Source organism: Micromonospora sp. NPDC049275 (assembly GCF_043197115.1).
Classification (GTDB): Bacteria; Actinomycetota; Actinomycetes; order Mycobacteriales; family Micromonosporaceae; genus Micromonospora.
Genome location: NZ_JBICSN010000007.1, coordinates 50275 through 74051 on the forward strand (window position 1 = coordinate 50275; position 23777 = coordinate 74051).

Consider the following 23777-nt stretch of genomic DNA (forward strand, 5'->3'; position numbering starts at 1 on the left):
CCCACCCTACTGGGCTCCCGACCGCGACCGGCGGTTGGAGCAGAGCAGAGGACTCCATGGCACGTCGGGACCACCCGCGAACGTCACCGAGCGTGAACCGACGTCGCGAGGGCTGGCCGGAGGCCGGCCGGCCCCGCACGACCCACGACGCCCCGTCAGTCGAGCTTGTCGCGCAGCTTGTCGACCTGGGTCTGGAGGCGGTCCACCGCGTTCTCGTTGTTGACGAAGGTGGTGATGCCCGCCGCGAGGCCGAGGCCGATCAGCACCGCCAGGATGCTCAGGACCAGGCCGCCGATCGACACGCCCCGGCCGGTCACCCCCGGTCGCCGGGCCATCTTGAGCCCGACGATGCCGAGAATGATCCCGATGATGCCGAGCACCAGCCCCAACCAGGCGAGGATCGCGGTCAACACACTGAACAGGCCGGCCACCCCGAAGACCAGGGCGAAGGTGGCGGCCGCGCTGGTCTTGGCGCCGGTGGACGCCCGATGGGCCCGAGAATCGGCCGGTACTCCGGCACCCCGGGCCGGCTCGCTTGCGGCAGTCATGGGACTCCCTTCCGTACGCGCGGCGCGCGTACTTCCGGTCGCCCGCCTTCCCGCTGCTCCGGTCGTTATGCGTAGGCGATGATGTCGGACGGGTGGCCTAGCCTGACCCGATGACCGGGGAGCTCACCGCATCCGAGGCGCTCGACCTGCGGATGACGAGCCTGCTGCTGCGCCCGCACCCGACCGTCCGGCCGGATGGTGTGGCCGATGTGGTCGAGTGGTTCGGCGCGATGCAGGCGCAGGATCTGGCGAGCGGCCTGTGGTCGCTGGGCGCCCGACTTCCGGGCTGGACCAGGTCCGACGTGCAGGCGGCGCTGGAGCGGCGCGAGGCTCTGCGCACGTGGCCGATGCGGGGCACCGTGCACCTCGTACCCCCCGCCGACACGCGCTGGATGCTGGATCTGACGGGCGTCCGCTCGCTGGCCGGCGCGGCGACCCGCCGAGCGCAGCTCGGGCTCTCCGAGGTCGACGCGGACCGGGCGCTGGACGTGCTCGGCGCCGCGCTTGCCGGTGGGGGCCGGCTGACCCGGGCGCAGTGCCTGGCGGCCCTTCGCGCGGCGGGTCTGTCGACTGACGACCAGCGTGGCTACCACCTGCTCTGGTACGCGAGTGTGCGCGGGGTGACCTGCGTGGCACCGAACGTCGGCACGGAGCAGACCTTCGCGCTGCTCGACGAGTGGGCGCCGGAGCAGCGTCGGCTTGAGCGGGACGAGGCGTTGGCAGTGCTCGCCCACCGCTACGTCCGGGGGCACGGGCCGGTCGCGGCCCGCGAGTTGGCCGGTTGGAGCGGCCTCACCCTGACCGACGCGCGGCGCGGCCTGGCCGCCGCCGGCGACCTGCTGAGCACGGTACGCGTCGAGGGCGAGCCGATGCACGTCGACGCGGCGCTGGCCGATGCGCCACGCACTCCGCCCGATGACGTGCTGGCGCTGCCCGGCTTCGACGAGTACCTGCTCGGCTACCGGGATCGCACGCTGATGCTCGACCCCGCGCACCAGGCGGCCGTGGTGCCGGGCAACAACGGCATCTTCCAGGCGACTGTGGTCCGGGCCGGCCGGGTGGTGGGTGTCTGGAAGCGCACGCTCGGCCGGACGGCCGTCACCGTGACGATCCGCCCGCTGACGACGCTCGGCGTCAAGCAACGGGGTCGGGTGGAGCAGGCCCTGGGCCGGTACGCCGATTTCGTCGGGCTGCCGGCCCGCTACGACTGGTCGGCCTGACCGCCGCTCGCCGCCGGCCGACGCGTGCCACCCGCAGGCGGCGCGGCCGCTCGGGGGCGGGCGGCGGTGAGCAGGTCGACGATCCGGGTCACCCGCTCGTCGGCGCGGATCTGCGCCACCGTCGCCGGCAGCGGCAGCCGCCAGTTCGGGTACTCGTCGACCGTGCCCGGCATGTTGGGTTGGCGCACCTCACCGAGCACGTCGTAGAGGGAGACGCCGAGCAGCCGGGTGGGGCTGGCCGCGAGGGCGGCGTGCATCGCCACCACCACGTCGTCGCCCGGTGGGGCCGGCTCGCCTGCCGCCGGCGACTCCGCGTCGGCCGGCTCGGGCAGCAACCCCTCGTCGCGCAGCATCGCCAGCAGCCGCTCGCGATCATCGGCGGCCCGGGCGCGCTCGACCGCCACGTCGGTGCCGAGCAACTTCAACTCGTCGCGGACGCGGACGTGCTCGCCGGTCAGGAAGCCCGGCGCGGTGGGCAGGTCGTGGGTGGAGATGGTGGCCAGCGCGTTACGCGGCCAGCGGGCCGGCGGCACGAAGTCGCCCTCGTCGTCCCGGGCGAACCACAGCACTGTCGAGCCGAGCATGTTGCGCCCCCGCAGACCCCGGGTCACGGCGGGTTGGACCGTGCCGAGATCCTCGCCCACCACCACCGCGCCGGCCCGGTGGGCCTCCAGCGCGAGGATGCCGAGCATCGCCTCGGCGTCGTACCGGACGTAGGTGCCCTCGGCCGCGCCGGCGCCCGGCGGCACCCACCACAGGCGCCACAGCCCCGCGACGTGGTCGACCCGGAGGCCGCCCGCGTGCCGCAGGGTCCGCCGCAGCATGTCCCGGTACGCCGCGTACCCGGTCTCGGCGAGCCGGTCCGGCCGCCACGCGGCGAGCCCCCAGTCCTGCCCGAGCTGGTTGAAGTCGTCCGGTGGGGCACCGACGCGGACCCCCTGGGCCAGGACGTCGGCGAGTTGCCAACCGTCCGCGCCGCCCGGGTCGATGCCGACGGCCAGGTCGTGCACCACGCCGACCGGCATCCCGGCCGCCCGGGCCGCCGCCGTGACGGCGTCGAGCTGCTCGTCGCACAGGTGTTGCAGCCAGGCGTGGAAGGCCACCCGGTCGGCGAGCTGCCGGCGCTGCTCGGCGACCGCCGGGGCGTCCGGGTGGTGCAGCTCCGCGGGCCAGGCACGCCAGTCGTTGCCGTGCCGCTCCGCCAACGCGCACCAGGTGGCGAAGCTGGTCAGCGCCGGGTCCGCGTTCAGGTCGACCGGCTGGGCGTACGGGTGCAGCAGCTCCAGGGCGCGCCGCTTGGCGGTCCACACCTGGTCGTAGTCGATCAGGTCGCCGCGGTCGGGGCGCAGCGCGTCCACCACCGCTCGGGTCGCCGGGTCCGCCGCGGCGTACGCGCCCGTGTCGCTCACGCGCAGGTAGAGCGGGTTGACGAAGCGCCGACTGGCCGGGGAATACGGTGAGGCTGCCACCGGATGCGCGGGCCCCACCGCGTGCAGCGGGTTGAGCAGCACCAGCCCCGCGCCTGTGGCACCGGCCCAGCCGGTGAACTCGGCGAGGTCCCCGAGGTCGCCCATGCCCCAGGAGCGTTCCGAGGTGAGAGCGTAGAGCTGGAGCATCCACCCCCAGGTGCGTGGCGGCACGGGCAGCCGACGGGGCACCACCACGAGCGTCACCTCACGCCCGGCGCAGCCCAGCCGGTGCCAGCCCAGCGGCAGGTCTCCCGGCAGCTCGCCATCGACGTCGCGGCGGCCGCCGTCCTCCAGGGTCACCACACCGGGGCCGGGCAGCGCCCGGGTCGTGCCGTGGGTGAGCACCACAGTCGCCGGCAACGCGGCCCGGTCGACAGCGCGGGCGGCGGCGAGCGCGTCGGCCACGGCGGCCGGGCTGGTGGCGTCCACGCCGAGCAGGCCGAGCACGCCCACGACGGTCTCCGGCGCGACCTCGACGCGACGGTGTCGCCAGTCCTCGTACCAGGTGGACACGCCGTGCGCCTTTGCCAGCGCGGTCAGTCGTCGGTCCATCCCGCCCCCCGCCTCACGATGCGACCCTTCGACCACCTTGCCACGACGGGCGGCACGGCGCAGGGCACGAACGGGGCCGGCGGGCGATCCGCCGGCCCCGAGCGGTGAACGCCCTCACTCGGCGAGCGCGCCGGCGGCACGGCCCTCGCGCAGGGTGAGGTTGCGGCCGTTGGTCGGGTCGAAAAGGTGGATCTTCTCCAGGTTGAACCACACCCGGCGGGACTGCCCTTCGACGACCGGCGACTCGGCCGACAACCGGGTGACCAGGTTGCCGCCCGTGCCGGCGAAGTCACCCGCGCCCGCGTCGGCCGCCAGCTCCTCCAGCTCCGCCGCGCTGGCCCGCTCCCCCTCCACGGTGAAGTAGACGTACTTGTCCGAGCCCATCGACTCGACGATCTCCACCGGGGCCTCGAACTCCAGCCCTCGGCGGCGGGTGTCCTCGTCGACCAGCTCGGCGTCCTCGAAGTGCTCGGGGCGTACGCCGAGGATCAGCTCGCGGGGCGCGTCGGCCGCCTCCAGCTCGCGGCGGATCCGATCGCCCAGCGGCACCTCGCCCAGCGCGGTACGCAGGCTGCCGTCCTGCACGGCCGCGTGCAGGAAGTTCATCGACGGCGAGCCGATGAAGCCGGCCACGAAGAGGTTGCGGGGGTGGTCGTACAGCTCCTGCGGGGGCCCGACCTGCTGGATCGCGCCACCTCGCATGATGACCACCCGGTCGCCGAGGGTCATCGCCTCGGTCTGGTCGTGGGTGACGTAGACGGTGGTGGTGCCGAGCTGTTTCTGCAACCGGGACACCACGGTCCGCATCTGCACCCGCAGCTTCGCGTCCAGGTTGGACAGCGGCTCGTCCATGAGGAACGCCTTGGGCTGGCGGACGATCGCCCGGCCCATCGCCACCCGCTGACGCTGGCCGCCGGAGAGGTTGGCCGGTTTACGGTCCAGCAGTGGCCCCAGCTCCAGCACCTTGGCCGCCTCGTCGACCTTGGCGTCGATGGTCTGCTTGTCGAGCTTCGCCAGCCGCAGCGGGAACGCCATGTTCTCCCGCACGGTCATGTTCGGGTACAGCGCGTACGACTGGAACACCATGGCGATGTCCCGGTCCCGGGGGGCCTTGTCGTTGACCCGCTGGCCGGCGATGCGCAGCTCCCCGGAGGTGATGTCCTCCAGGCCCGCGATCATGTTGAGGGTGGTGGACTTCCCGCAGCCCGACGGGCCGACCAGGATGACGAACTCGCCGTCGGCGATCTCCAGGTCGACGTCCTGCACGGCGACGGTCCCGTCCGGGAAACTCTTGCTCACCTTGTCGAGCACGATGTCAGCCATGACTACTCACCTATCCCTTGACTGCGCCGGAGGTCAGGCCGGACACGATGCGGCGCTGGAAGAAGAGGACGAACAGGATGATCGGTACGGTGATCACCACGGCGGCGGCGCAGATCGCCCCGGTGGGGTCCTCGAACTGCGAGGCGCCGGTGAAGAACGACAGCGCGGCCGGCACCGTGCGGGACCGCTCGGTGGAGGTCAGCGAGATGGCGAACAGGAAGTCGTTCCAGCAGAAGATGAAGACCAGGATCGCCGTGGTGAACAGGCCGGGGGCGGCCAGCGGCGCGATCACCCGCCGGAACGCCTGTGCCTGGGTGGCGCCGTCCATCTTCGCCGCCTTCTCCAGGTCCCAGGGGATCTGCTTGAAGAACGCCGACAGCGTGTAGATCGCCAGCGGCAGCGCGAAGGTGATGTACGGCAGGATCAGCCCCGGCCAGGTGTCGAAGATCTTGAGCTGACGCTCGATCTCGAAGAGCGGCGACACGAGTGACACCTGCGGGAACATCGCGATCAGCAGCGAGACGCCGACCAGCAGCCCCTTGCCGGGAAAGTCCAGCCGGCTGATCGCGTATGCGGCCATCGCGCCGAGCACCACCGCGATGAGAGTGGCGATCAGCGCGATGCCTATCGAGTTGATCAGCGCGCGGACGAACTGGTCGGTTTCGAAGATCGTCCGGTAGTTGTCAAGCGTCCACTCCCGGGGAAAGAACTTCCCGTCGGTGAGCGTGGCAGGCGTCTTGAACGACAGCGAGGCGATCCACAGCACCGGGACCATCGCGAAGACGATCACGAGGACGTCGAGCAGACCCCAGCGCAGCTTCGCCCGGGTGGTGGTTTCGACAGCCATGTCAGCGCCTCTCCCCGTCGTCGCTGCCGGGGGCAGCGGTGCCGAACAGCTTCACGAAGACGAAGGCGATGATCGCCACGGTGATGAAGATGAGCACCGACATCGTCGAGCCGATGCCGAGGTTGAGACCCCGGATCAGGTTGTTGTAGGCGAGCATCGACACCGAGGAGGTCTCGTTGCCGCCGGCGGTCAACACGAAGATGTTGTCGAAGACGCGGAACGCGTCAAGGGTGCGGAACAGCAGCGCGACCAGGATCGCCGGCTTCATCACCGGCAGCATCACCTTGGTGAACTTCTGCCAGCCGGTCGCCCCGTCGGTGGAGGCGGCCTTGAGCAGGTCCTCCGGCACCAGCGCCAGACCGGCCATCAGCAGCAGCGCCATGAACGGGGTGGTCTTCCAGATCTCGGCGAGCATGATGATCGCCAGTGAGCTGGCCCGCTCGGTGAGCGGCGCTCCGTCGCTGAACAGGTCGGCCAGGTAGCCGGTGCCGGGCGTCCAGGCGTACCGCCAGGAGAACGCGGCGACCACCGTGACGATCCCGTACGGGATGAGCGCCGAGGTGCGGACCAGGCCGCGGCCGACAAGCGTGCGGTGCATGATCAGCGCCAGCCCCATGCCGAGCACCAGCTCGACGGCCACGGTGACCACCGTGATCAGCGCGGTCACCCCGAACGCGGTCCACCAGAACTCGTTGGTGAGCACGGTTACGTAGTTCTCCAGCCCGATGAACTCGCGCTGGTCGGGAAAGCGCAGGTCGTAGCGCTGCAACGACAGCCAGACCGAGTAGATGATCGGGTACGCGGTCACCGCGACCATCACCAGCGCGGCGGGCGCGCAGAGCAGCCAGCCGAGCCGGCGTTCGGCCTTCTTGTTCTCACTCAGCGGCGCCTTGCGACGGCCGCCCCGCTGGGTGGGCACGGCGTTGCGTCGCTTCGTCTCCTCGACGGCGGTGTTGGCGCCGGTTGGCGTGGCGCTGATGCTCATGGCAGCACCCCCTTCGACTGGAGGGCGTCGGAGATGGCGCCGCGCAGCTCATCGGCCGTCTGCTGCGGACGGATCGCCGACGGCGGCGACAGGATCGCCGACATGACTGTGGAGATGCTCTGGTAGGCAGGGGTCAACGGACGGGTCGCCGGATCCTTCAGCTCTTCGAGGATGGTGTCCTTCATGGGGTACGCCTCGGCCATCTCCGGCTCGTCGAAGACCGCCTCGATGGTCGGTGGCACACCGTCGTTGATGGCGGAGAACTTCTGGTGCTCGGGGCTGCGCAGACACCGGGCCGCCTCGAACGACTGCTCCGGGTGCTTGGAATAGGAGCTGACCGCCAGGTTCACGCCGCCGATGGTGACCTTGCCGGGGGTGTTCCCGTCGATGCCGGGCACCCGGGCCCAGCCGACCTGCTTGGCCAGCTCCGGGTTCGCCTCCTGCAACGCCGGGTAGACGAACGGCCAGTTCACCTGGAACGCGCCCGAGCCGGACTGGAACTCCAACCGGACCGGGTCCTCGGTGGCGTTGCTGAACGACGGCGACGTAACGCCCGACGTGGCGAACGTCTTCAGTTGCTCCAGCGCCCGGACCGTGCCCTCGTCCATCACGGCCTTCTTGCCGTCGTCGGAGAGGACCTTTCCGCCGGCGCTCTCGGCCAGCGTGTTGTAGAGGACGACCAGACCCTCGTACTGGGCGCCCATGGTGAGCACCTGGTACGGCTTGCCCTGGTCCTTGAGCTGCTGGGCAGCGGCGATCATCTGGTCCCAGGTGGTCGGCGGCTGCGGCACCAGGTCCTTGCGGTACCAGAGCAGTTGCACGTTCGTGTTCTTCGGCGCGGCGTAGAGCTTGTCCTCGTAGCGGGCGGTGTCCAGCGGCCCGGCGAGGGTGCCCTGCTCAACGTCGGAGCGGTCCTGGCCGGTCCACTCGCGGATCCAGTCGGCGCTGGCGAACTCCTGGGTCCAGGTGACGTCCAGACCGAGGACGTCCATCCCGCTGTCCTCGGCGGCCAGCCGACGCACCATCTGTACGCGCTGGTCGTCGGCCTGGCGGGGCAGCACCCGGTAGACGATCTTGTATCGTCCCTGGGCCTGCGCGTTGCAGTCGTCGACCACCTTCTGCAGGTTCTGCTCCGGCGGGTAGTACAGGTTGATCGTCGGCGTACCGCCGCCACCGTCGTCGGCGCCGCACGCGGCCAGCGGCGCGACAAGCGCCAGCGCGGCGGCCGCGGCGCCGAGCCGGGCAACCGGTCGACGCCGGTGTCGAGCCGTTTCGGGGTCCGTCATCGCCCTCCCCCTCTCTTCGGCGAGAAACCGGGGAGGGGCATCCGTGCCCCGGTGCACGGCGAGACGATTCCGGGCCGATGAGCTGCGGAAACACCCCGGCCCGGATGCTCCTGGCGGCTACACTGCCCCACCCGCGAAGTCACGAAACCTGCCTGTCTCAGCGGAAATCCGGGCTGATCGACTCGGGTTCACGGAAGTCGGGCGATCGCCGCGCCGGGATGCCCCCGTTTCCAGAAAGCCGAGTCGATCAGTTCGGCCGCTCGCGCCGGGGCCAACCGTGGCAATGTCAGCCCCGGGCTCTCGCCCAGGAGAGGAAGCGCTCGGTCATCTTCGCCGGCGGGTGGTTGGGGTGGAGCTGGGTGAGCTGAGCCGTCGCCTCGTTCATCAGCGTGCCGAGATAGATCAGCAGACCAATCCGGTTGGTCCGGTACTCCGTCAGCAGGGCCAGCTTGGCCGGCTGGCAGGGCCACTGCCTGCCACAGCTCCGGCACCGCCACAGCGGGCGCATGGCGACGTGCGGGACGGGCGGACGCACCACCATCACCGCCACCGTGTTTCGTCGTGGTGGTCTGTCGGGCTCGGCACACTGACCTCCTCGGGACGTGGGAGGGGGTCGCTCCCGCAAGGGGAGACGGGAGCGACCCCGGGCAGAGCCCGCCGCCGCCTGTCCGGCCACCAGCGAGCCCGCCACCGGTGACAGTTTGCGATGACCCGACTACGGTCGATACGTGCTCGCGCCATCCGTGCAGCTCAGCGGTCCGGTCGAGCAGCCACGAAGGACACGCCGGTGCATGTTGGGCAGGGATTGGGGATTCGATGGGCAACGTCACCGACTACGTGTTGGAGGAGCTGCGGTTGTTCCGCACGACGCTCGGGCTCAGTCAGGACGACTTCGGCCGGGGCATCGGCTATTCCGGCTCACACGTCAGCTCGGTGGAGACCGGCGGGCGACCGCCCACGAAGGAGTACATGCGGGCGGTCGACGCCCACCACGAGACCGCCGGACGCTTCCAGCGCATGCTGGAGCGGTTGGGCCGACTGGACGCCGAACCGGCCTGGCTGCGCGAGTGGATCGAGTTCGAGCGCGAGGCGACGACGCTGCGCTGGTTCGAGTTGGCGTACGTGCCGGGCCTGCTCCAGACTGAGCGGTACGCCCGCGCCACGTTGGCCGGTGGCCGGTTCGACGCCGAGGACGTCGACCGCATCGTCGCCTCCCGGCTGGAGCGCCAGGCGATTCTCCAGCGCCCGCGCCCGCCGCAGCTCATCGCCGTTCTGGACGAGGCGGTGTTGCGCCGGCCGGTGCTCGACCAGCCGGGCCTCATGGTCGAACAGTGCGAGCACCTGGTGCAGTTGGCGACGGCGGAGCATGTCCAGGTGCACGTCGTGCCGGCGGATGCGGGCATGTATCTGGGCCTGGCGGGTCAGTTCATCATCGCCGAGATGCCCGACGGCGCGCGGGTGGCCCACGCGGACAACCAGCTCATCGCGCAGTTCGTCGATGCCCCGACCGACGTGGCTAAGCTGGCGAAGACGTGGGAGATCGTGCGCAGCGAGGCGCTCCCCCGCCGGCAGAGCATCGAGCTGATCGAGAGAGTGGCGAAGTCATGGACATGCTGACTCCACAGTGGCGCAAGTCGACCAGGTCCGGCGGCAACGGCGGATCCTGCGTCGAGGTCGCCGACAACATGCCGCACGTCGTGCTGGTGCGCGACACCAAGGACCGCGAGGGCGGCACCCTGCACGTCACCCCGGCGGACTGGAAGGCGTTCGTCACGTACGCCAAGCAACACTGACCGCAACCTCCTGAGATCTTGGACAGTTTCCGTCCGCGCAGAACGGAAACTGTCCAAGATCTACGCGGAAGAATCCCGCGACCACCAGGGCGGCGCTGATCGGGCATCCTGGGGGTGTGATCGCACGCTTCAAGGACCTCTGCCTGGACGCCTCGGACGCGCGCCTGCTGGGTGCCTTCTGGGCCCGGATCCTCGACGGGGAGCTGGCCGACGCCGGCGGCGACGACACCCGCGTCGACCCCCGCTCCGCACGTTCCGACGCCGAGTCCATCTGGGTGAACCGGGTGCCCGAGCCGCGGGTCGGCAAGACACGCGTACACCTGGATCTGCGGTTGGCCGGCGCGGACCCGGCGGCGTTGCTCGCAGCCGGCGCACGGCTGGTCCGCGAGCCGGCCGGTGCGGCCACCTGGTGGGTGCTTGCCGACCCTGAGGGCAACGAGTTCTGCGCTTTCCCGGCACGCGAGGGCACCGGACCGGGCCCGTTCGAGGTGGTCGTGGACTCGGTCGACCCGGTTCGCCAGGCGACCTGGTGGGCCGGCGTGGTGGGCGGCACCATCGAGCACGAGCCGAACACCTCGTCGGTGGTCGGCGCGGCCGGGTTCCCCTGGGAGCACTGGGTGTTCCACGCGGTGCCCGAGCCCAGAACGGTCAAGAACCGCATGCACTGGGACGTCGAGATGCTCAGCCCGGAGCCGGCCGCGCTGCTCGACGCGGGCGCGACGCTGGTCCGCGAGCCGATCGACGAGGCGCGGTGGTGGGTGCTTGCCGACCCGGAGGGCAACGAGTTCTGCGCCTTCGCGCCGCGCCCCACCGGGTGAACGGCCGACTACCCAGCGCGGGCGGCGTCGGCTAGCGTTTCCGTAGCGCCGCAGCCAGCGCGTTCGCCGCCGACGTCGACACGCCTCCGGCCGGCCCAGCCTGCCCGATCGGTTGGTTATCGCGGGAACGTCCCACCGCCGCTGCACCGGTTCGGCAGGATCGTCCCAATGAGGGAGGTGCCGTCGTGCAGGACACCCGCGCTCTCGCCCTGACGTTCGAGGTGAGCGGCCTGCCACCGGTCAAGACCGAAGCGTTGTCCATCTTCGCCGCCGGGCATCGGCAGGCGACGAGGGTCCGCACCCTGCTCCAGGCCGCCCTCGGCGCGGCCCAGCGCACCGGCTGGACGCCGTTGCCCGGGCCGATCGAGGTGGACCTGGTTCTGCGCTGCCCGCCCGGGCACCGTACGTCCGACGCCAGCACCCTGCTCGGCGGCGTCTGCGCGGTGCTCCAGGACAAGAAGCGGGTCTCCACCATCGGCCTGACGCACCTCGGCGTCCTGGTGGACGTCGCGCTCTACGACGACGACAGGCAGATCCGCCGCTTGTCGTACCACGAAGAGCCGGCGGAGGACTTCTCGTACCAGGTGCGGGTCGCCGCCGTGCCGACAGGCGTTTGACCGACGGCCGCGGTGGGGTATCGCGGACGCCGACGAAGGGAGCACCGATGTCGGAGCCACATGTCACGCTCGACCCACGCGGGCTCGATCCCGTGCAGCAGAAGCTGCGCGGGCCGCTGGAGGAGCAGCTGACCTCGGCTCTCCAGGCAGCCACCGACCGAATTCGGGCCGGCTACGCCGGTGAGCCGGTCGAGCTGGTGTGCCAGCGGCTGTTGGACGAGACCCGATCCGGGTTGCATCCCGACATCGCGGCAGGGTTCAACCCGGACATGGACGAGTTCTGCCGGGTGGCGATATCGATCGTCCGCGGCGGGTCCGACGAGTCGGACGCCCACCACACAGGCGACGGCCGGCACCGCGCTTAGGGCCTGTGTCATGAGGACTGGCCGGGTCAGGACCGGGTCCGCAACTACCCGGTCCTGACCCCCGGCCGTCCGACGGGGGAGCGGACAGGCCGGCACCCACCGCGCGCATGGGCGCGGCACGACGCCACGCGGCTCGGTGGGGAGGCCCGGCCGCCCTGCACTCAGCTCCACGGTGCCCACCTGCCGGACGCCGGTGCGCCCCCGGCACACCCCGAAAGGCCGCGAACGCCGGCCCAGGTTAGGCCGTTCGCGCAGGGCCGGACAAGCGTTGCCGGGCCGTCTGCGACGTGACTGATCTCAAGGGCGAAAAGCGGCATGTACGCGTAACGAGACCATGATCGTCGACGCTGTTCGGGTTCGACGGTCAGAAGTGTCGGAGCAGGTCCCGGAAGGCGGCCAGGCGCAGCACGCCACCGTCGGTCGGGTCCAACTCGTCGTTCTCCAACACCCAGGTGTTCTCGTTCGGAATGAACACCGCGTTCAGACCGGCCGCCCGCGCCGGAAGGATGTCGGACTTCGGGGAATTGCCGATCATCCACGCGTCGTCCGGTGCGAACCCGTGCTCGCGGATGAGCCACCGGTAGGTGTCGACGTTCTTCTCGGCGACGATGTGCGCGGCCCCGAAGTGGTGCAGCAGCCCGCTGGCATCCAGCTTGCGCTGCTGCTCGTCCCGATCACCCTTGGTCAGCAGCAGCAGTTCGTGCCGGCCGGCCAACTCGTCGAGCGCCTCGGCGACACCGGGCATCAGCTCCACCCGGTGCTCCACGAGCGCCAGGGCCAATCGGTCGATCTCCTGACGCTCGGCGTCGGTGGCCGGCCGTTCGCGCAAGCGCTCGAGGCACTCGGCGAGGCTGCGGAGGAAGACCTTGCTGCCGTACCCGTGCGCCACCGCGTTGGCCCGCTCGATGTCGTCGAGGATCGCCCGGGTCTCGGCCCGGTCCAGGGTGGGGTGGTCGAGCCAGGCCAGGAAGTCGTCGATCACCCGCTCGAAGACGACGTTGTTCTCCCACAGGGTGTCGTCCGCATCGAAGATCAGCACCCTCGCCTGCCGCCGTGCCGTCCCGCTGGCCGCCATCTGTCCCTCCCCCGCGCCGACGGTGCCCGAAGGCCGAGGGCCCAGAATAGGCGGGCGAAAGCCCGGGCCTTTTCGAGGAGTACGCCATGTCCACGGTGAATCGGGTTGCCGGCGCGGCGATGCTGGCGTGCGTCGGGCCGGCCAACCGCGAGCCCCTCGACTGAGCAGGATGTGCTCACGGCCACCGCAGTAGCCGTCGTGCGATCAACGCCTCCCGGTCCTCCTGCCCCTCGGGTCGCAGTCGACCACCTCGGGTGAGCATCACCACGCCGTGCAGCAGGCTCCAGCCCACCTCGGCGAGGGTGTCCGGGTCCCGGCCCTCCGCCAGCGGGGTCAGCGCCGCGCGCAGCTCGGCGAAGACCGCCCGCGGCGCGGCGGGCACGCCATCGACGCCGAGGGCCAGGTCGGGGGTCAGCGCGAGCATCGCGTCATAGACCTCGGGATTCGTGTACGCGAAGTCGAGGTACGCGGTCGCGACCGCCGGCCACACACCCTCGGGGTTGCCGACGGCCTGACTGTGCGCCAGCGCGAGAGCGGCGGCCAGGTCGGCGAAGGCGCACACCGCGACGGCGGCGAGCAACGCCTCCAGATCCGCGAAGTGCCGGTAGAGGTCGCCGACGTCGACCTCGGCCCGATCGGCCAACCGTCGGGTGGTCATCCCGGCCCAGCCCTCCGCCTCGGCCAGCTCTCGGGCGACCGTGACGATCAGGTCGCGCCGGTCCTGTTCGGTGGCCTTCTCGGCGGGTCCGGGCACGTCCACGAGCGTAGAGGCGAACACAGCGCGTGGTCGCCGGCTGACGGATTGGTGACTTGGTCGCGAGACTTCCGAAAACCCTTGCGCAATGGTCAAGAAACGTTGACCATTGCTCCCATGCCTACCGACGATCTTCCCGAGACGTTCCACGTCACCACCGACGACCAGCTCCGTGCCGTCTCCAACCTCACCCGGCACCGGATCATGGCCATGCTCCGCTTCGAGCCCGCGACGATCACGCAGATCGCCGAGCGGGTGGGCCTGGCGAAGGGGAGTTCCAGCTACCACGTACGCCTGCTGGAGCGGGCCGGCCTCATCACCGTGGTGCGGACGCGGAAGGTCCGGGGGGTCACCGAGCGGTACTACGCCATGGCCGCGCGGTCGATAGTGCTGCCGGATCCGGGTGAGGGAGGGCCGGACATGCTCATGCGGCATGCGGTGGCCGACCTGGAGGCCGCGCCGGCGCAGAGCGAGCGGCACGTACGGATGGCGCACCTGCGGCTCACCGAGGAGCAGTTCGCGGAGTTGGGGGCACGGCTACAGGCACTGGCGGACGAGTACCGGGAGCTGTCGGATCCCTCCCTGCCGGACGCGTCCCTCGTCTTCGCGCTGTTCCACCCGGCCCGCCGCCAGCAGGCCGAAGGGGGTGCCAAGTGACCTCAGACGCGCAGAAGTTGCCGACCGGGTTCGGACGACTGTGGACCGCGCAGACGGTCTCCTCGCTCGGCGACGGAGTGTCGCGTGCCGCGCTGCCGCTGCTCGCGTTGACGTTGACGCGGGACCCGATGGCGCTCGCCGTCGTCGCGGCCGCGGGGACGCTGCCGTGGCTGCTCTTCGGAGTGCTCGGCGGCGCGCTGGTGGACCGCTGGGACCGCCGTCGCACGATGTGGATCACGGACGCGGCGCGTGCGGTGCTGCTCGGGATACCCGCGGGGGCGGCCATGCTCGACGTGCTGAGCATTCCGCTGCTCGCGATCGTCGCCTTCCTGCTCGGCCTCGGCGGGCTCTTCTTCGACACGGCCGCCACGGCCTACCTGCCGGACCTGCTCGGCCGTCACCCCGCACTCCTGGAGCGCGCCAACGCCCGCCTGCGCGGCGCCCAGACCGCCATGTCCGGCTTCGCGGGGCCGCCCGCGGGCAGTGCCCTGCTCGCCCTCGGACGGTCGGTGCCACTGCTCTCCGACGCGGTGTCGTTCGCGATCTCCGCGCTGCTCGTACGGTCGCTGCCCGCCGCGCCCCGGCCCGTGCCGCAGGTCCGTGAGTCGCTGCTGCGGCAGGCGCGGGCCGGCGCGTCGTACGTCTTCCGGGATCGGCTGCTGCTCGGCCTCGCGCTGCGTCCGGCGGTCGGGAACGTCGCCTTCCTCGCCGTGGAGACCGTCCTCGCCCTGTTCGCACACGACCGCCTCGGCATCGACACCTACGGCTTCGGTCTGCTCCTCACCGCGGAGGCCACCGGCGGTCTGCTCGGGGCGGGCATCGCCTCGCAACTCGGCCGGCGACTCGGCACCGGCACCGCACTGACCTGCACAGCCGCCCTCGAAGGGCTCGCCATCCTCGGTCTGGCCGCCGCCCCGAACCCGTACGTCGCCGGTCTCGCGCTCGCCGTCTGCGGAGCGGGCATGGGCGCCACGATGGTGCTCGGCCCGTCCCTGCGGCAGACGATCGTCCCCGCCCACCTGATGGGCCGGGTCGCGTCCACGTCCCGCATGCTCGCCATGTGCGCCGCCCCGCTCGGCGCCTTCCTCGGCGGTTGGCTGGCCACCGCCTACGACGTACGCACGCCGCTCTACGCCGCCGCGGGTCTCCTCCTCGCCATGACCGCCGTAACGGCGACCATGACCAGCAACCGTCGGGTCGAGGCGGCGCTACGTGGTGCTTCCGAACGGGAGAGTCCGGCGGAGGACAGCCGCACCCACGCACTGATCTCCGCCTGATCGACGCGCCCACCCGCTCCGACGTCACGACTGCCGGAAAGGCACCAGATGTTCTACTCGACCGCACGCGTCAGCACCGACCGCCCCCGCCGCCAGCTCACGCACCTCGTCTCCCACCTGGGGCACGATGCGCCCACCGACCTCGACGAGGAGCGCTGGTCCATCAGGTTCGGTGGCGGCCACTGCCTGCTCGTGGCGTCGGCGACCCACTTCGACATGATCGTCAGAGCCGGCGACGCGGACGCCGTCGCGGCGGTGGAGGACACCATCACCCAGCACCTGCTGCGATCCGCGACCGGGGACGAGCGCCCCGTCGACTGGCGGCCCCTGGTGCGACAGGCCACGAGCGACGACGACGCCGCCCTCCTCGCGCTCGACCGAGCGGCGTGGACCGCCGGGTCGGGGCTCGCCTCCGCCGAGGGCGAGGAGCGAACGGCGTACTTCTCCGAACGGCGCAGGCCCGAGACCCACCTGGTAGCAGCCCTCGGCGACCAGATCGTCGGCGCCGTGAGCACCCACCGGACGACACCCTTTCCGGAAGCGGCTCACGTCTTCGGCCTGTGGAACCTGGTGGTGGCCGAGCAGGCCCGCCGCAGGAACATCGCCTCGGCCCTGCTCGCGGCCGCCGAACGCCGTGCCGCCGCAGAGGGCGCGAAGAAGGTCGGCCTGCGCGTCCTGGCGACCAACACCGGCGCCCTACGCCTCTACGAACGGCACGGCTACGCCGTCGAAGGCCGACACCTCGACGAGTTCCTGATCGACGGCGCCTACGTCGACGACATCAGCATGGGCAAGCGCCTGACGCCGCTCTCCTGACGGACGTCGCGGCCGACGCTCCCTGCCTCCGCGTGCCACAGCCGATCCCTCGCTCGTTGGGCGAGGAGAGCACCACGACGGGAGGGCACATGGCCGTTGGGCGGCGCCGGCCCGTGGCAGGCCGATGAGCGGGAAGCCTGGCGTACCGCTGGTGCGCGGCGAGGCCAGCCTCCAGCGGGCCACCTTCCTGGAACTCTTCCTCGACCTGGTCTTCGTCTTCGCCCTCACCCGGATCTCGGCGCGGGTGATCGTCGACTTCACCGACGGCCAGCGCGGGGTGCTCGCCGGTCTCGGGCAGGCCCTCCTGCTGTTCCTGGCCCTCTGGGCGGTCTGGTCGCTGACCGTCTGGTCGACCAGTTGGCTGGACCCGGAGGCGCCGATAGTCCAGACCGTGATCGTCCTGACGACGGTCGGCGCCATGACGATGGCCGTCGCGGTGCCCGACGCCTTCGGCGCGCGGGCCGCCCTCTTCGCCATCACCTACGTGAGCCTCCAGATCGGCCGCGTCGTCTACTTCCACGTCGCCGGGCACGGCCGACCGGATCCGCGCCAGACCCTCCGGGTCCTGCTGTGGTTCGGTGTGAGCGCGCCGCTCTGGATCGTCGGCGGGCTGGTCGACGACGGCACGGTCCGTGGGCCCCTGTGGACCGTCGCCGTCCTGGTCGACTACACCGGGCTCTACCTCGGATGGCCGACCCCCCGCATCGGCGCGCAGCGGATCGGTGGCCGGATGATCGCGGCCGAGCACCTGGCCGAGCGGTACCAGCAGTTCCTCCTCATCGCGATCGGGGAGGCGATCTTCGTGCTCGGGTTGGCGTTCAGCGGCAGCGGGTTCCACGCCGACCAGACCGGCGGCTACGTCCTGGCGCTGACGACCACCGTGCTGCTGTGGCGGATCTACTTCCACGTCGCGGGCAGGGTGCAGGACGCCGCAGTCAGCCACTCCCACAACGCTCCTCGACTCGCCACCGAGATGGCGTTCGCCCACCTGCTCATGATCGCGGGAATCGTGCTGACCGGAGTCGGCTTCGAACTGTTCATCACCGAGCCACGCGGGCACCTCCCGGCAGCCTGGCTCATCGCCATCCTCGGCGGCCCCGCGCTCTTCCTCGCCGGACGGTCGGCCCTCGAGTACCAGGTCTTCGCCCGGGTCTCCCGCTCCCGGCTGGCGGGCCTGCTGGCCCTCGGCCTGCTGGTGCCGGTGACAGTTCACCTCGAACCTCTCACCGCCGGAGCCGCCGCCGCTGTCGTCCTGGTCGCCGTCGCCGTCGGGGACGCGCGACGCTCCCGCCAGCGGCCGGCGGAGACACCCCGACCTCCGTTCTAGCTCCGCCCGCGGCTCAGCGGCCCCGACCCACCTGCGCCACCACGAGGCGAGGTTCAGGCAGCCTTCGTGACCCTGGGGCCGCCGCGGACCCGAGCCCTTAACGGAATGACCTGGACGGGATAACCTGTGATGATCGGGGTCGTGTCTGTTCCCACGCGTCAGATCCGTGCCCGCTTCTCGGCTGACACGATCACCGTCTATCAGGCGTACCCCCCGGAGATCGCGCTGCCGGCGGTGACTGCCGGCCGCTTCGTGGCCCCCTTCAAGCGGGATCGCATGACCTGGATCAAGCCGTCCTTCCTCTGGATGATGTACCGCTGCGGCTGGGCCACGAAGCCGGGGCAGGAACGCGTGCTGGCTGTGGACATCACGCGGGAGGGCTTCGAGTGGGCGCTGGAGCGAGCCTGCCTGAGTCATTTCGACCGCAGGCTGCACGCGGACAGCGCCACCTGGTCGCGACAGCTGAAGGCCAGCCCGGTGCGGGTGCAGTGGGATCCGGAACGGACTCTGCGTCTGAGCGCGCTGCCGTACCGCTCGCTTCAGGTCGGGTTGTCCGGCGAGGCTGTCGACAGGTACGTCGACGACTGGATCGTCGGAATCACCGACATCACCCCCACTGTTCACCGCATCCGCGACCTGCTCGTCGTCGACGACGAACCAGCGGCGGCGGCTCTGCTCCCCGTCGAGGGGGTCTACCCACTGCCGGCGGGGATCGGCGCCCGGGTGGACGCCAGCCAGGACGCCGCCGCCGGCGCGGAGACCTGAGCGGCAGACGATCGATCTTGTCCCGCTAACCTGGCGGCATGACGCCGGAGACCGCGCCGAGGAGACGACGGACGAAGCGCGTCCTCGTGGCCGTCTCCGTCACGGTGGGCCTGCTGTCGTGCCTGTGGGTTCTGTGGTTCCTGTCGTTGCGCGTGTTCGGCGATGAGGGAGCCCTACCCCCGAAGTCGCGACTACCCGAGGTGCCGGCCGGGGCGAGCGTCGTCGACGAAGGCACGGAATGCGCGTCCGGTGGGTGCTGGCGGCAGCTCACCCTGGCGCCCGCGGCGGGGCAGACACCGGAGGACCTGGCACGCGAGATGGGCCTCACCGAGGAGCAGAGCCTGCCTCCGACGTTGTTCGACCCCGGGTCCGTCTACGTGGGGGCCCGCGTCGCCGAGGGCAAGCTGATCGTGCACCTCGGCTACGAGTGAGAGCCCTACTCCGGGCACTCAGAGGTCGGTGAGCGTCTTGATGTCGTGTTTCTCGAGCAACGCGGGCAGCGGGTCCGCGAGGCGCCGACGACGGGGCCGCCAGATGCGTCCCACTGTGGTCGGCGAGTTCGGTCCCGGCACGTCGTAGGGACCGCCCTGGGGGTAGACCGTCAGGGTGCTCCCCCACAGCCCCGCGTCCACCCAGCCCAGGCGCACGATCTCGGCCCAGGCGTACGAGCGTCGCAGACCACCGCGACCGCGGACCAGCAGCCCCACCTCGTCGGCGAGCACCGCGTTTCGCCGGACGATGACGGCCACGATGATCGAAGCGGCGGCAGCCGCCAGGACGTTCCAGCCGAACAGGTCGAAGACCAGCCCGACAACGATCACCACGACCAGGACCGCGACGGGTATCGCGATCGCGGGCCAGGCCCGGGACTCGCCGAGGACATGCACCTCACCCACCGGCCGCACCGACTCCCCCATAGCCGTTCACGATAGTGAATGGGTCACACATTCTCGTCCCCGAGCTGGCGGGTCGCCGGCGCGTACGTCGCGTCACATCGTTTGACTTGAAGCGCTTCAAGTTGGGGACGCTTCACCCATGGCAGCGACGGCAGCGGGACGAACCGAATTTCCCCTGACCATTCAGGAGATGGCCCAGCGGTCGGGCTTCAGCGAGCCCACGCTGCGGTACTACGAGAAGATCGGCCTGCTCGGCGTGGTGCCACGTGACGACAGCAGCGGCCACCGCCGCTACGACACCCGGCTCGCCGAGCGCGTCGACGCCCTGGCCTGCCTGCGCTCGTCCGGGATGAGCGTGGCGGATATGCGCCGGTACCTGACGTTGCTCACCGAGGGCGACCGCGAGGCGGCCGCCGCGCAGCGCGACCTGTTCGCCCGGCACGCCGAACGGCTGTCCGCCGAGATCGAGCGCCTACGGGTACGCCAGGCGTACATGCGTGGCAAAGCGGACATGTGGGACGCCCGACACCGAAGTGACGCCGCCGCCGAGACCCGCGCGATCGAGCAGGTCGAGCGCGCTCTTCAGGATTTCTGAGAAACGAGGACACAAACAATGTCGAACGACGTTCAACTCCGCGCCACCGACGACGCGCTCGTGCTGGTGACCGGTGCCACCGGGCACGTCGGCGGGTACTCCGTGGCCAGACTGCTCGACGAGGGCTACCGGGTACGGGTGACAGTCCGCGCGCCGGGCCAGCAGGACGAGGTGCTCGACCGGGTCCGGCAGACCGGCACCAACCCGGACGACCGGGTCGAGTTCCGGACCGCGGCCCTCTCCGCCGACGAGGGCTGGGCCGAGGCGGCCGAGGGGGCGCGGTACGTGCTGCACCACGCATCACCCTTCCCGTTCACCCCGCCCGCGAACGACGACGAGGTGGTCCGCCCAGCCCGCGACGGAGCGCTGCGGGTCCTGCGGGCCGCCCGCGAGGCCGGGGTACGGCGTGTCGTGCTTACCTCGTCGTACGCCGCGGTGGGCTACACGGTGAAGCCCGACGGCCGGTACAGCGAGGCGGACTGGACGAACGTGGACGACGACATCCCGGCGTACCACCGGTCGAAGACGCTCGCCGAGCGGGCCGCCTGGGACTACGTCCGGGACAACGGCGGGGTCGAGCTGAGCGTGGTCAACCCGACAGGCATCTTCGGGCCGCTGCTGGGCGCGCGGATGTCCGCGTCGACCGGGCTGGTGCGGGCGTTCCTCCAGGGCGCGATGCCTGTCGTACCCCGGATGTACTTCGGGGTCGTCGACGTCCGGGACGTCGTCGACCTGCACCTACGCGCGATGCTGCATCCGGCGGCCGCCGGCGGACGGTTCATCGGTGTCGGCGGCCCCTCGATCAGCTTCCTCGACCTGGCGGGAATGCTGGCTCGGCACCTGCCCAGCCTGGCGGACCGGGTGCCGGCTCGGGAACTCACCGACGACGAGGTCCGCGAGGCCGCGAAGACCGAGCCGGCGCTACGCGACGCGGCCGCCCTGCGGGGTCAGGTGCCGGTGATCAGCAACGACAAGGCTCGCAACGTCCTCGGCTGGCGGCCACGTCCGGTGCGGACGACCATCACCGACACCGCCGACAGCCTGATCAAACTCGGCCTGATCACCGCCTGACCGTCAGCGGCGCAGGGTGAGGATCAGGTCGGCTACCAGGGCCGTCCAGCCGGTCTGGTGCCAGGCGCCCAGGCCGGCGCCGTTGTCGCCGTGGAAATACTCCGGGAACGAGATCAGGTCGCGCCAGTCCGGGTGGGTCTGGAACAACTGCGCAGCCCCATAGATCGGTCGACGACCCCAGTCGTCCTGGGTGAACAGCGAGATCAGCCGGGCGGACAGGTCGTCGGCGATCTCGTCCAGCGAGAGTTTCACGCCGGAGCGGGTCGGATACTCCACCTGCAGGTCGTCGCCGAAGAACGCCGCGTAGTCGCGCAGCGCGCTGATCAGCAGGAAGTTCGTCGGCATCCAGATCGGCCCGCGCCAGTTCGAGTTGCCACCGAACAGGCCGCTCGTCGACTCGGCCGGTTCATAGCCGACGGAGAACTCCTGCCCGCCGAGCGTTACCGAGAACGGCTTGTCCAGGTGCGCGCGGGACAGCGTCCGCAGGCCGAAGTCGGAGAGGAACTCGTCGGGGTCGAGCATCCGGGCGAGCAGCCGGACCACCTGCTCCTGGCCGACCATGGACAGCAGCCGCTGCTGGCGGCCGTCCGGGCCGAGCCGGCGGGTGCCGATCACCTGGGCGTACTCCGGGCGGTTGGTGAGGAACCAGCGCAGCCGGGCGCCCAGCTCCGGCAGCCGGTGCAGGGTCTTGGCGGTGAGGCGGGTGGTGGCGGCCAGCGGCAGCAGCCCGACCACCGAGCGGACCTTCAGCGGCACCTTGGTGCCGTCGGCGAGGCGCAGCACGTCGTAGAAGAAGGCGTCCTCGTCGTCCCACAGCCCCTGCTCGTACGCGGCGGCGGCGATGTAGAGGAAGTGCTCGAAGAACTTCGTGGCGGTGTCCACCCACGTCCGGTCGTGCTCGGCCAGCACGATGGCCATGTCGAGCAGGTTGAGGGCGTACATGGCCATCCAGCCGGTGCCGTCGGACTGCTCGAGCACACCGGCCACCGGCAGCGCCGCCGAGCGGTCGAACGGTCCGACGTTGTCCAGCCCGAGGAAGCCGCCCTCGAAGACGTTGTTGCCACCGGTGTCCTTGCGGTTGACCCACCAGGTGAAGTTGAGCAGCAGCTTGTGCATCACCCGGCCCAGGAACTCGAAGTCCCGGCCGCCGTCGATCTCGAACACCTTGAGCGCCGCCCAGGCGTGCACTGGCGGGTTCACGTCGCCGAACGCCCACTCGTACGCCGGGATCTGCCCGTTGGGGTGCAGGTACCACTCGCGCAGCAGGAGCAGGATCTGCTCCTTGGCGAAGCCCGGGTCGACCCGGGCGATGCTCACGCAGTGGAAGGCCAGGTCCCACGCCGCGTACCAGGGGTACTCCCAGGGGTCGGGCATGGAGATGACGTCGAAGCTGGTCATGTGCCACCAGGCGCTGTTGCGCCCGTGCCGACGCCCGGCCGGCGGGGGCGACGAGCCCGGGTCGCCGTCCAGCCAGCGTTTGACGTCGAAGTGGTAGAACTGCTTGCCCCACATCAGCCCGGCGATGGCCTGCCGCGCGACAAGCGCCTCGTCCGCGGTCGCGGCCTCCGGGATCACCCCGGCGAAGAAGCGGTTCGCCTCGGCCCGCCGGGCCCACACCACGGCCTCGAAGCCGTCGCGGAGGTCGGCCGGGGGTGGCGGGGCGGCGGCCGGCGGGGAGGCGGTACGGGTCAGCCGCAACCGGATCTGGCGCTGCCCGCCGGCCGGCACGTCGAGCACGTAGTGCAACGCGCCCTTGGTGCCCTCGCGGGCCGGGTTGACAGTGGGGGCGCCGTTGACCACGTGGTCGTTGATGCCGTCCTTCGGGTACGGGGAGCGGCCGGGCAGCCCCCACAGCCGTTCGGCGTTCGTGTCGTTGTCGCAGAGCAGCGGCACCGGGCCGCCGTCGCCCTCCAGCAGCAGTTGGCCGAGCACCCGGTGCTCACCCACCAGCCGGGTGCCCTCCCCGGTCAGCCGGGGGATCCGGTCGCCGCCGGGCAGCCCCCAGGCCCACGTGTTGCGGAACCACAGGGTGGGCAGCACGTGCAGGGTCGCCGCCCGGTCGCCCCGGTTGGCCACTGTCACCACGATGCACAGGTCGGTCGGTGACGCCTTGGCGTAGTCGACGGTCACCGCCCAGTACCTGTCGTCGTCGAAGATCCCGGTGTCCACCAGCTCGTACTCGGTGTCGTCCCGGCCGCGCAGCGCGTTGACCGCGACGAGTTCGTCGTACGGGAAGGCGGCCTGCGGGTAGTGGTAGCGCCAGCGCATCCAGGAGTGGGTGGGCGTGGAGTCCTCGTACCACCAGTACTCCTTGGCGTCCTCCCCGTGGTTGCCGCTGTCGCCGCCGAGGCCGAACATCCGCTCCTTGAGGATCGGGTCCCTGCCGTTCCACAGCGCCAGGGCGAAGGCGAAGGTCTGACGGTCGTCGCAGACGCCTGCCATCCCGTCTTCGTTCCAGCGGTAGGCTCTGGACCGCGCATGGTCGTGTGGGAAGTAGTCCCACGCCGTACCGTGCTCGCTGTAGTCCTCCCGTACCGTCCCCCACGCCCGTTCGGACAGATAGGGACCCCATGCGCGCCAGTCCTGCTCCCCCGAGTCGGCCTGGGCGAGCCGGAGCCGCTCAGCGTCGGGTGGCGAGGCGTCGGAGGACGAGCGGTCATTGATCACGTGCACATCTTTGACGCCGCCGCGGTGCTTGACCACAGCGGCCATTCTCGTCGT

25 protein-coding genes are annotated in these 23777 nt (G+C 70.9%); 14 read left to right on the forward strand and 11 right to left on the reverse strand.

The features are described from left to right. Positions 1–155: 155 nt before the first annotated feature. Positions 156–548, reverse strand: coding sequence for a hypothetical protein (locus tag ACGFIE_RS21530; protein ID WP_363688322.1), 393 nt, complete (start codon positions 546–548; stop codon positions 156–158). 110 nt (positions 549–658) lie between these two features. Between ACGFIE_RS21530 and ACGFIE_RS21535 the strand changes: the two genes are divergently transcribed. Then, a complete protein-coding gene (locus ACGFIE_RS21535; RefSeq protein WP_393297072.1) occupies positions 659–1768 on the forward strand; it encodes a winged helix DNA-binding domain-containing protein in 1110 nt (369 codons plus the stop codon). Here ACGFIE_RS21535 and malQ read toward each other — a convergent pair. The 6 genes from malQ to ACGFIE_RS21565 form a co-directional block, all read right to left on the reverse strand. Continuing rightward, entirely contained in the window at positions 1750–3789 is a 2040-nt protein-coding gene (gene malQ, locus ACGFIE_RS21540; protein WP_393297074.1) for a 4-alpha-glucanotransferase, read from the reverse strand. The two genes, ACGFIE_RS21535 and malQ, sit on opposite strands and share 19 nt — an antisense overlap. Before the next feature lie 114 nt (positions 3790–3903). Next, positions 3904–5112, reverse strand: a complete 1209-nt coding sequence (locus ACGFIE_RS21545; protein WP_393297076.1) for an ABC transporter ATP-binding protein — start codon at positions 5110–5112, stop codon at positions 3904–3906. A gap of 10 nt (positions 5113–5122) precedes the next feature. Next, on the reverse strand, positions 5123–5959 hold the full coding sequence (locus tag ACGFIE_RS21550; RefSeq protein WP_393297078.1) for a carbohydrate ABC transporter permease: 837 nt from the start codon (positions 5957–5959) through the stop codon (positions 5123–5125). A gap of 1 nt (position 5960) precedes the next feature. Further along, the gene (locus tag ACGFIE_RS21555; protein ID WP_393297080.1) at positions 5961–6944 is read right to left on the reverse strand and encodes a carbohydrate ABC transporter permease; all 984 of its coding nucleotides are present in this window, start codon (positions 6942–6944) and stop codon (positions 5961–5963) included. Further along, on the reverse strand, positions 6941–8230 hold the full coding sequence (locus ACGFIE_RS21560) for an ABC transporter substrate-binding protein (protein WP_393297082.1): 1290 nt from the start codon (positions 8228–8230) through the stop codon (positions 6941–6943). The genes ACGFIE_RS21555 and ACGFIE_RS21560 overlap by 4 nt, the downstream gene beginning before the upstream one ends. 286 nt (positions 8231–8516) lie before the next feature. After that, complete coding sequence (locus tag ACGFIE_RS21565) at positions 8517–8771, reverse strand: flavin reductase (RefSeq protein WP_393297083.1); 255 nt, start codon at positions 8769–8771, stop codon at positions 8517–8519. A 275-nt stretch (positions 8772–9046) separates the two neighbouring features. On the opposite strand from ACGFIE_RS21565, the gene ACGFIE_RS21570 reads away from it, so the two are divergent. The 5 genes from ACGFIE_RS21570 to ACGFIE_RS21590 all read left to right on the forward strand — a co-directional run bounded on the left by ACGFIE_RS21570 (position 9047) and on the right by ACGFIE_RS21590 (position 11823). Next, positions 9047–9847, forward strand: coding sequence for a helix-turn-helix domain-containing protein (locus ACGFIE_RS21570; protein ID WP_393297085.1), 801 nt, complete (start codon positions 9047–9049; stop codon positions 9845–9847). Then, the gene (locus tag ACGFIE_RS21575) at positions 9841–10023 is read left to right on the forward strand and encodes a DUF397 domain-containing protein (RefSeq protein WP_393297485.1); all 183 of its coding nucleotides are present in this window, start codon (positions 9841–9843) and stop codon (positions 10021–10023) included. The genes ACGFIE_RS21570 and ACGFIE_RS21575 overlap by 7 nt, the downstream gene beginning before the upstream one ends. Positions 10024–10139: 116 nt before the next feature. Next, on the forward strand, positions 10140–10841 hold the full coding sequence (locus tag ACGFIE_RS21580; RefSeq protein WP_393297087.1) for a VOC family protein: 702 nt from the start codon (positions 10140–10142) through the stop codon (positions 10839–10841). 185 nt (positions 10842–11026) lie between these two features. Continuing rightward, positions 11027–11458, forward strand: coding sequence for a hypothetical protein (locus ACGFIE_RS21585; protein ID WP_363688302.1), 432 nt, complete (start codon positions 11027–11029; stop codon positions 11456–11458). A 47-nt stretch (positions 11459–11505) separates the two neighbouring features. After that, positions 11506–11823 carry a hypothetical protein gene (locus tag ACGFIE_RS21590; protein ID WP_363688300.1) on the forward strand — a complete coding sequence of 106 codons (318 nt, stop codon included), beginning with the start codon at positions 11506–11508 and terminating at the stop codon, positions 11821–11823. A gap of 364 nt (positions 11824–12187) precedes the next feature. Here ACGFIE_RS21590 and ACGFIE_RS21595 read toward each other — a convergent pair whose 3' ends face one another. Further along, complete coding sequence (locus ACGFIE_RS21595) at positions 12188–12898, reverse strand: HAD family hydrolase (protein WP_393297089.1); 711 nt, start codon at positions 12896–12898, stop codon at positions 12188–12190. 175 nt (positions 12899–13073) lie between these two features. Continuing rightward, positions 13074–13652 (reverse strand): TetR/AcrR family transcriptional regulator, encoded by a 579-nt coding sequence (locus tag ACGFIE_RS21600; protein ID WP_393297091.1) that lies wholly within the window; start codon positions 13650–13652, stop codon positions 13074–13076. Between the two features lie 117 nt (positions 13653–13769). On the opposite strand from ACGFIE_RS21600, the gene ACGFIE_RS21605 reads away from it, so the two are divergent. The 6 genes from ACGFIE_RS21605 (at position 13770) to ACGFIE_RS21630 (ending at position 18925) form a co-directional block, all read left to right on the forward strand. Beyond that, a complete protein-coding gene (locus tag ACGFIE_RS21605; protein ID WP_393297093.1) occupies positions 13770–14309 on the forward strand; it encodes an ArsR/SmtB family transcription factor in 540 nt (179 codons plus the stop codon). Beyond that, positions 14306–15586 (forward strand): MFS transporter, encoded by a 1281-nt coding sequence (locus ACGFIE_RS21610; protein WP_393297095.1) that lies wholly within the window; start codon positions 14306–14308, stop codon positions 15584–15586. Before ACGFIE_RS21605 ends, ACGFIE_RS21610 begins: the two co-directional genes overlap by 4 nt. Before the next feature lie 48 nt (positions 15587–15634). Then, positions 15635–16402 carry a GNAT family N-acetyltransferase gene (locus tag ACGFIE_RS21615; RefSeq protein WP_393297097.1) on the forward strand — a complete coding sequence of 256 codons (768 nt, stop codon included), beginning with the start codon at positions 15635–15637 and terminating at the stop codon, positions 16400–16402. A gap of 124 nt (positions 16403–16526) precedes the next feature. Further along, on the forward strand, positions 16527–17729 hold the full coding sequence (locus tag ACGFIE_RS21620) for a low temperature requirement protein A (protein ID WP_393297099.1): 1203 nt from the start codon (positions 16527–16529) through the stop codon (positions 17727–17729). A 141-nt stretch (positions 17730–17870) separates the two neighbouring features. Beyond that, on the forward strand, positions 17871–18494 hold the full coding sequence (locus ACGFIE_RS21625; protein ID WP_393297101.1) for a DUF4291 domain-containing protein: 624 nt from the start codon (positions 17871–17873) through the stop codon (positions 18492–18494). Positions 18495–18532: 38 nt separating this feature from the next. Beyond that, complete coding sequence (locus ACGFIE_RS21630) at positions 18533–18925, forward strand: hypothetical protein (protein ID WP_393297103.1); 393 nt, start codon at positions 18533–18535, stop codon at positions 18923–18925. Positions 18926–18943: 18 nt separating this feature from the next. Here ACGFIE_RS21630 and ACGFIE_RS21635 read toward each other — a convergent pair whose 3' ends face one another. After that, positions 18944–19411 (reverse strand): hypothetical protein, encoded by a 468-nt coding sequence (locus ACGFIE_RS21635; protein WP_393297105.1) that lies wholly within the window; start codon positions 19409–19411, stop codon positions 18944–18946. A gap of 169 nt (positions 19412–19580) precedes the next feature. On the opposite strand from ACGFIE_RS21635, the gene ACGFIE_RS21640 reads away from it, so the two are divergent. Both ACGFIE_RS21640 and ACGFIE_RS21645 read left to right on the forward strand, forming a co-directional pair. Continuing rightward, positions 19581–19985: a MerR family transcriptional regulator gene (locus ACGFIE_RS21640; protein ID WP_393297107.1), complete on the forward strand. Its 405-nt coding sequence runs from the start codon at positions 19581–19583 to the stop codon at positions 19983–19985. 18 nt (positions 19986–20003) lie between these two features. Beyond that, positions 20004–21056, forward strand: a complete 1053-nt coding sequence (locus ACGFIE_RS21645) for an NAD-dependent epimerase/dehydratase family protein (RefSeq protein ID WP_393297109.1) — start codon at positions 20004–20006, stop codon at positions 21054–21056. A 3-nt stretch (positions 21057–21059) separates the two neighbouring features. Here ACGFIE_RS21645 and ACGFIE_RS21650 read toward each other — a convergent pair whose 3' ends face one another. Beyond that, positions 21060–23768 (reverse strand): glucosidase, encoded by a 2709-nt coding sequence (locus ACGFIE_RS21650; RefSeq protein ID WP_393297111.1) that lies wholly within the window; start codon positions 23766–23768, stop codon positions 21060–21062. Positions 23769–23777 lie beyond the last annotated feature (9 nt).

What these genes read in the sequence shown, in the direction of transcription:
- ACGFIE_RS21530 (WP_363688322.1), bottom strand. Translation starts at nt 548, where the DNA reads ATGACTGCCGCAAGCGAGCCGGCCCGGGGTGCCGGAGTACCGGCCGAT.
- ACGFIE_RS21535 (WP_393297072.1), top strand. Translation starts at nt 659, where the DNA reads ATGACCGGGGAGCTCACCGCATCCGAGGCGCTCGACCTGCGGATGACG.
- malQ (WP_393297074.1), bottom strand. Translation starts at nt 3,789, where the DNA reads ATGGACCGACGACTGACCGCGCTGGCAAAGGCGCACGGCGTGTCCACC.
- ACGFIE_RS21545 (WP_393297076.1), bottom strand. Translation starts at nt 5,112, where the DNA reads ATGGCTGACATCGTGCTCGACAAGGTGAGCAAGAGTTTCCCGGACGGG.
- ACGFIE_RS21550 (WP_393297078.1), bottom strand. Translation starts at nt 5,959, where the DNA reads ATGGCTGTCGAAACCACCACCCGGGCGAAGCTGCGCTGGGGTCTGCTC.
- ACGFIE_RS21555 (WP_393297080.1), bottom strand. Translation starts at nt 6,944, where the DNA reads ATGAGCATCAGCGCCACGCCAACCGGCGCCAACACCGCCGTCGAGGAG.
- ACGFIE_RS21560 (WP_393297082.1), bottom strand. Translation starts at nt 8,230, where the DNA reads ATGACGGACCCCGAAACGGCTCGACACCGGCGTCGACCGGTTGCCCGG.
- ACGFIE_RS21565 (WP_393297083.1), bottom strand. Translation starts at nt 8,771, where the DNA reads ATGGTGGTGCGTCCGCCCGTCCCGCACGTCGCCATGCGCCCGCTGTGG.
- ACGFIE_RS21570 (WP_393297085.1), top strand. Translation starts at nt 9,047, where the DNA reads ATGGGCAACGTCACCGACTACGTGTTGGAGGAGCTGCGGTTGTTCCGC.
- ACGFIE_RS21575 (WP_393297485.1), top strand. Translation starts at nt 9,841, where the DNA reads ATGCTGACTCCACAGTGGCGCAAGTCGACCAGGTCCGGCGGCAACGGC.
- ACGFIE_RS21590 (WP_363688300.1), top strand. Translation starts at nt 11,506, where the DNA reads ATGTCGGAGCCACATGTCACGCTCGACCCACGCGGGCTCGATCCCGTG.
- ACGFIE_RS21595 (WP_393297089.1), bottom strand. Translation starts at nt 12,898, where the DNA reads ATGGCGGCCAGCGGGACGGCACGGCGGCAGGCGAGGGTGCTGATCTTC.
- ACGFIE_RS21605 (WP_393297093.1), top strand. Translation starts at nt 13,770, where the DNA reads ATGCCTACCGACGATCTTCCCGAGACGTTCCACGTCACCACCGACGAC.
- ACGFIE_RS21615 (WP_393297097.1), top strand. Translation starts at nt 15,635, where the DNA reads ATGTTCTACTCGACCGCACGCGTCAGCACCGACCGCCCCCGCCGCCAG.
- ACGFIE_RS21620 (WP_393297099.1), top strand. Translation starts at nt 16,527, where the DNA reads ATGAGCGGGAAGCCTGGCGTACCGCTGGTGCGCGGCGAGGCCAGCCTC.
- ACGFIE_RS21630 (WP_393297103.1), top strand. Translation starts at nt 18,533, where the DNA reads ATGACGCCGGAGACCGCGCCGAGGAGACGACGGACGAAGCGCGTCCTC.
- ACGFIE_RS21635 (WP_393297105.1), bottom strand. Translation starts at nt 19,411, where the DNA reads ATGGGGGAGTCGGTGCGGCCGGTGGGTGAGGTGCATGTCCTCGGCGAG.
- ACGFIE_RS21640 (WP_393297107.1), top strand. Translation starts at nt 19,581, where the DNA reads ATGGCCCAGCGGTCGGGCTTCAGCGAGCCCACGCTGCGGTACTACGAG.
- ACGFIE_RS21645 (WP_393297109.1), top strand. Translation starts at nt 20,004, where the DNA reads ATGTCGAACGACGTTCAACTCCGCGCCACCGACGACGCGCTCGTGCTG.
- ACGFIE_RS21650 (WP_393297111.1), bottom strand. Translation starts at nt 23,768, where the DNA reads ATGGCCGCTGTGGTCAAGCACCGCGGCGGCGTCAAAGATGTGCACGTG.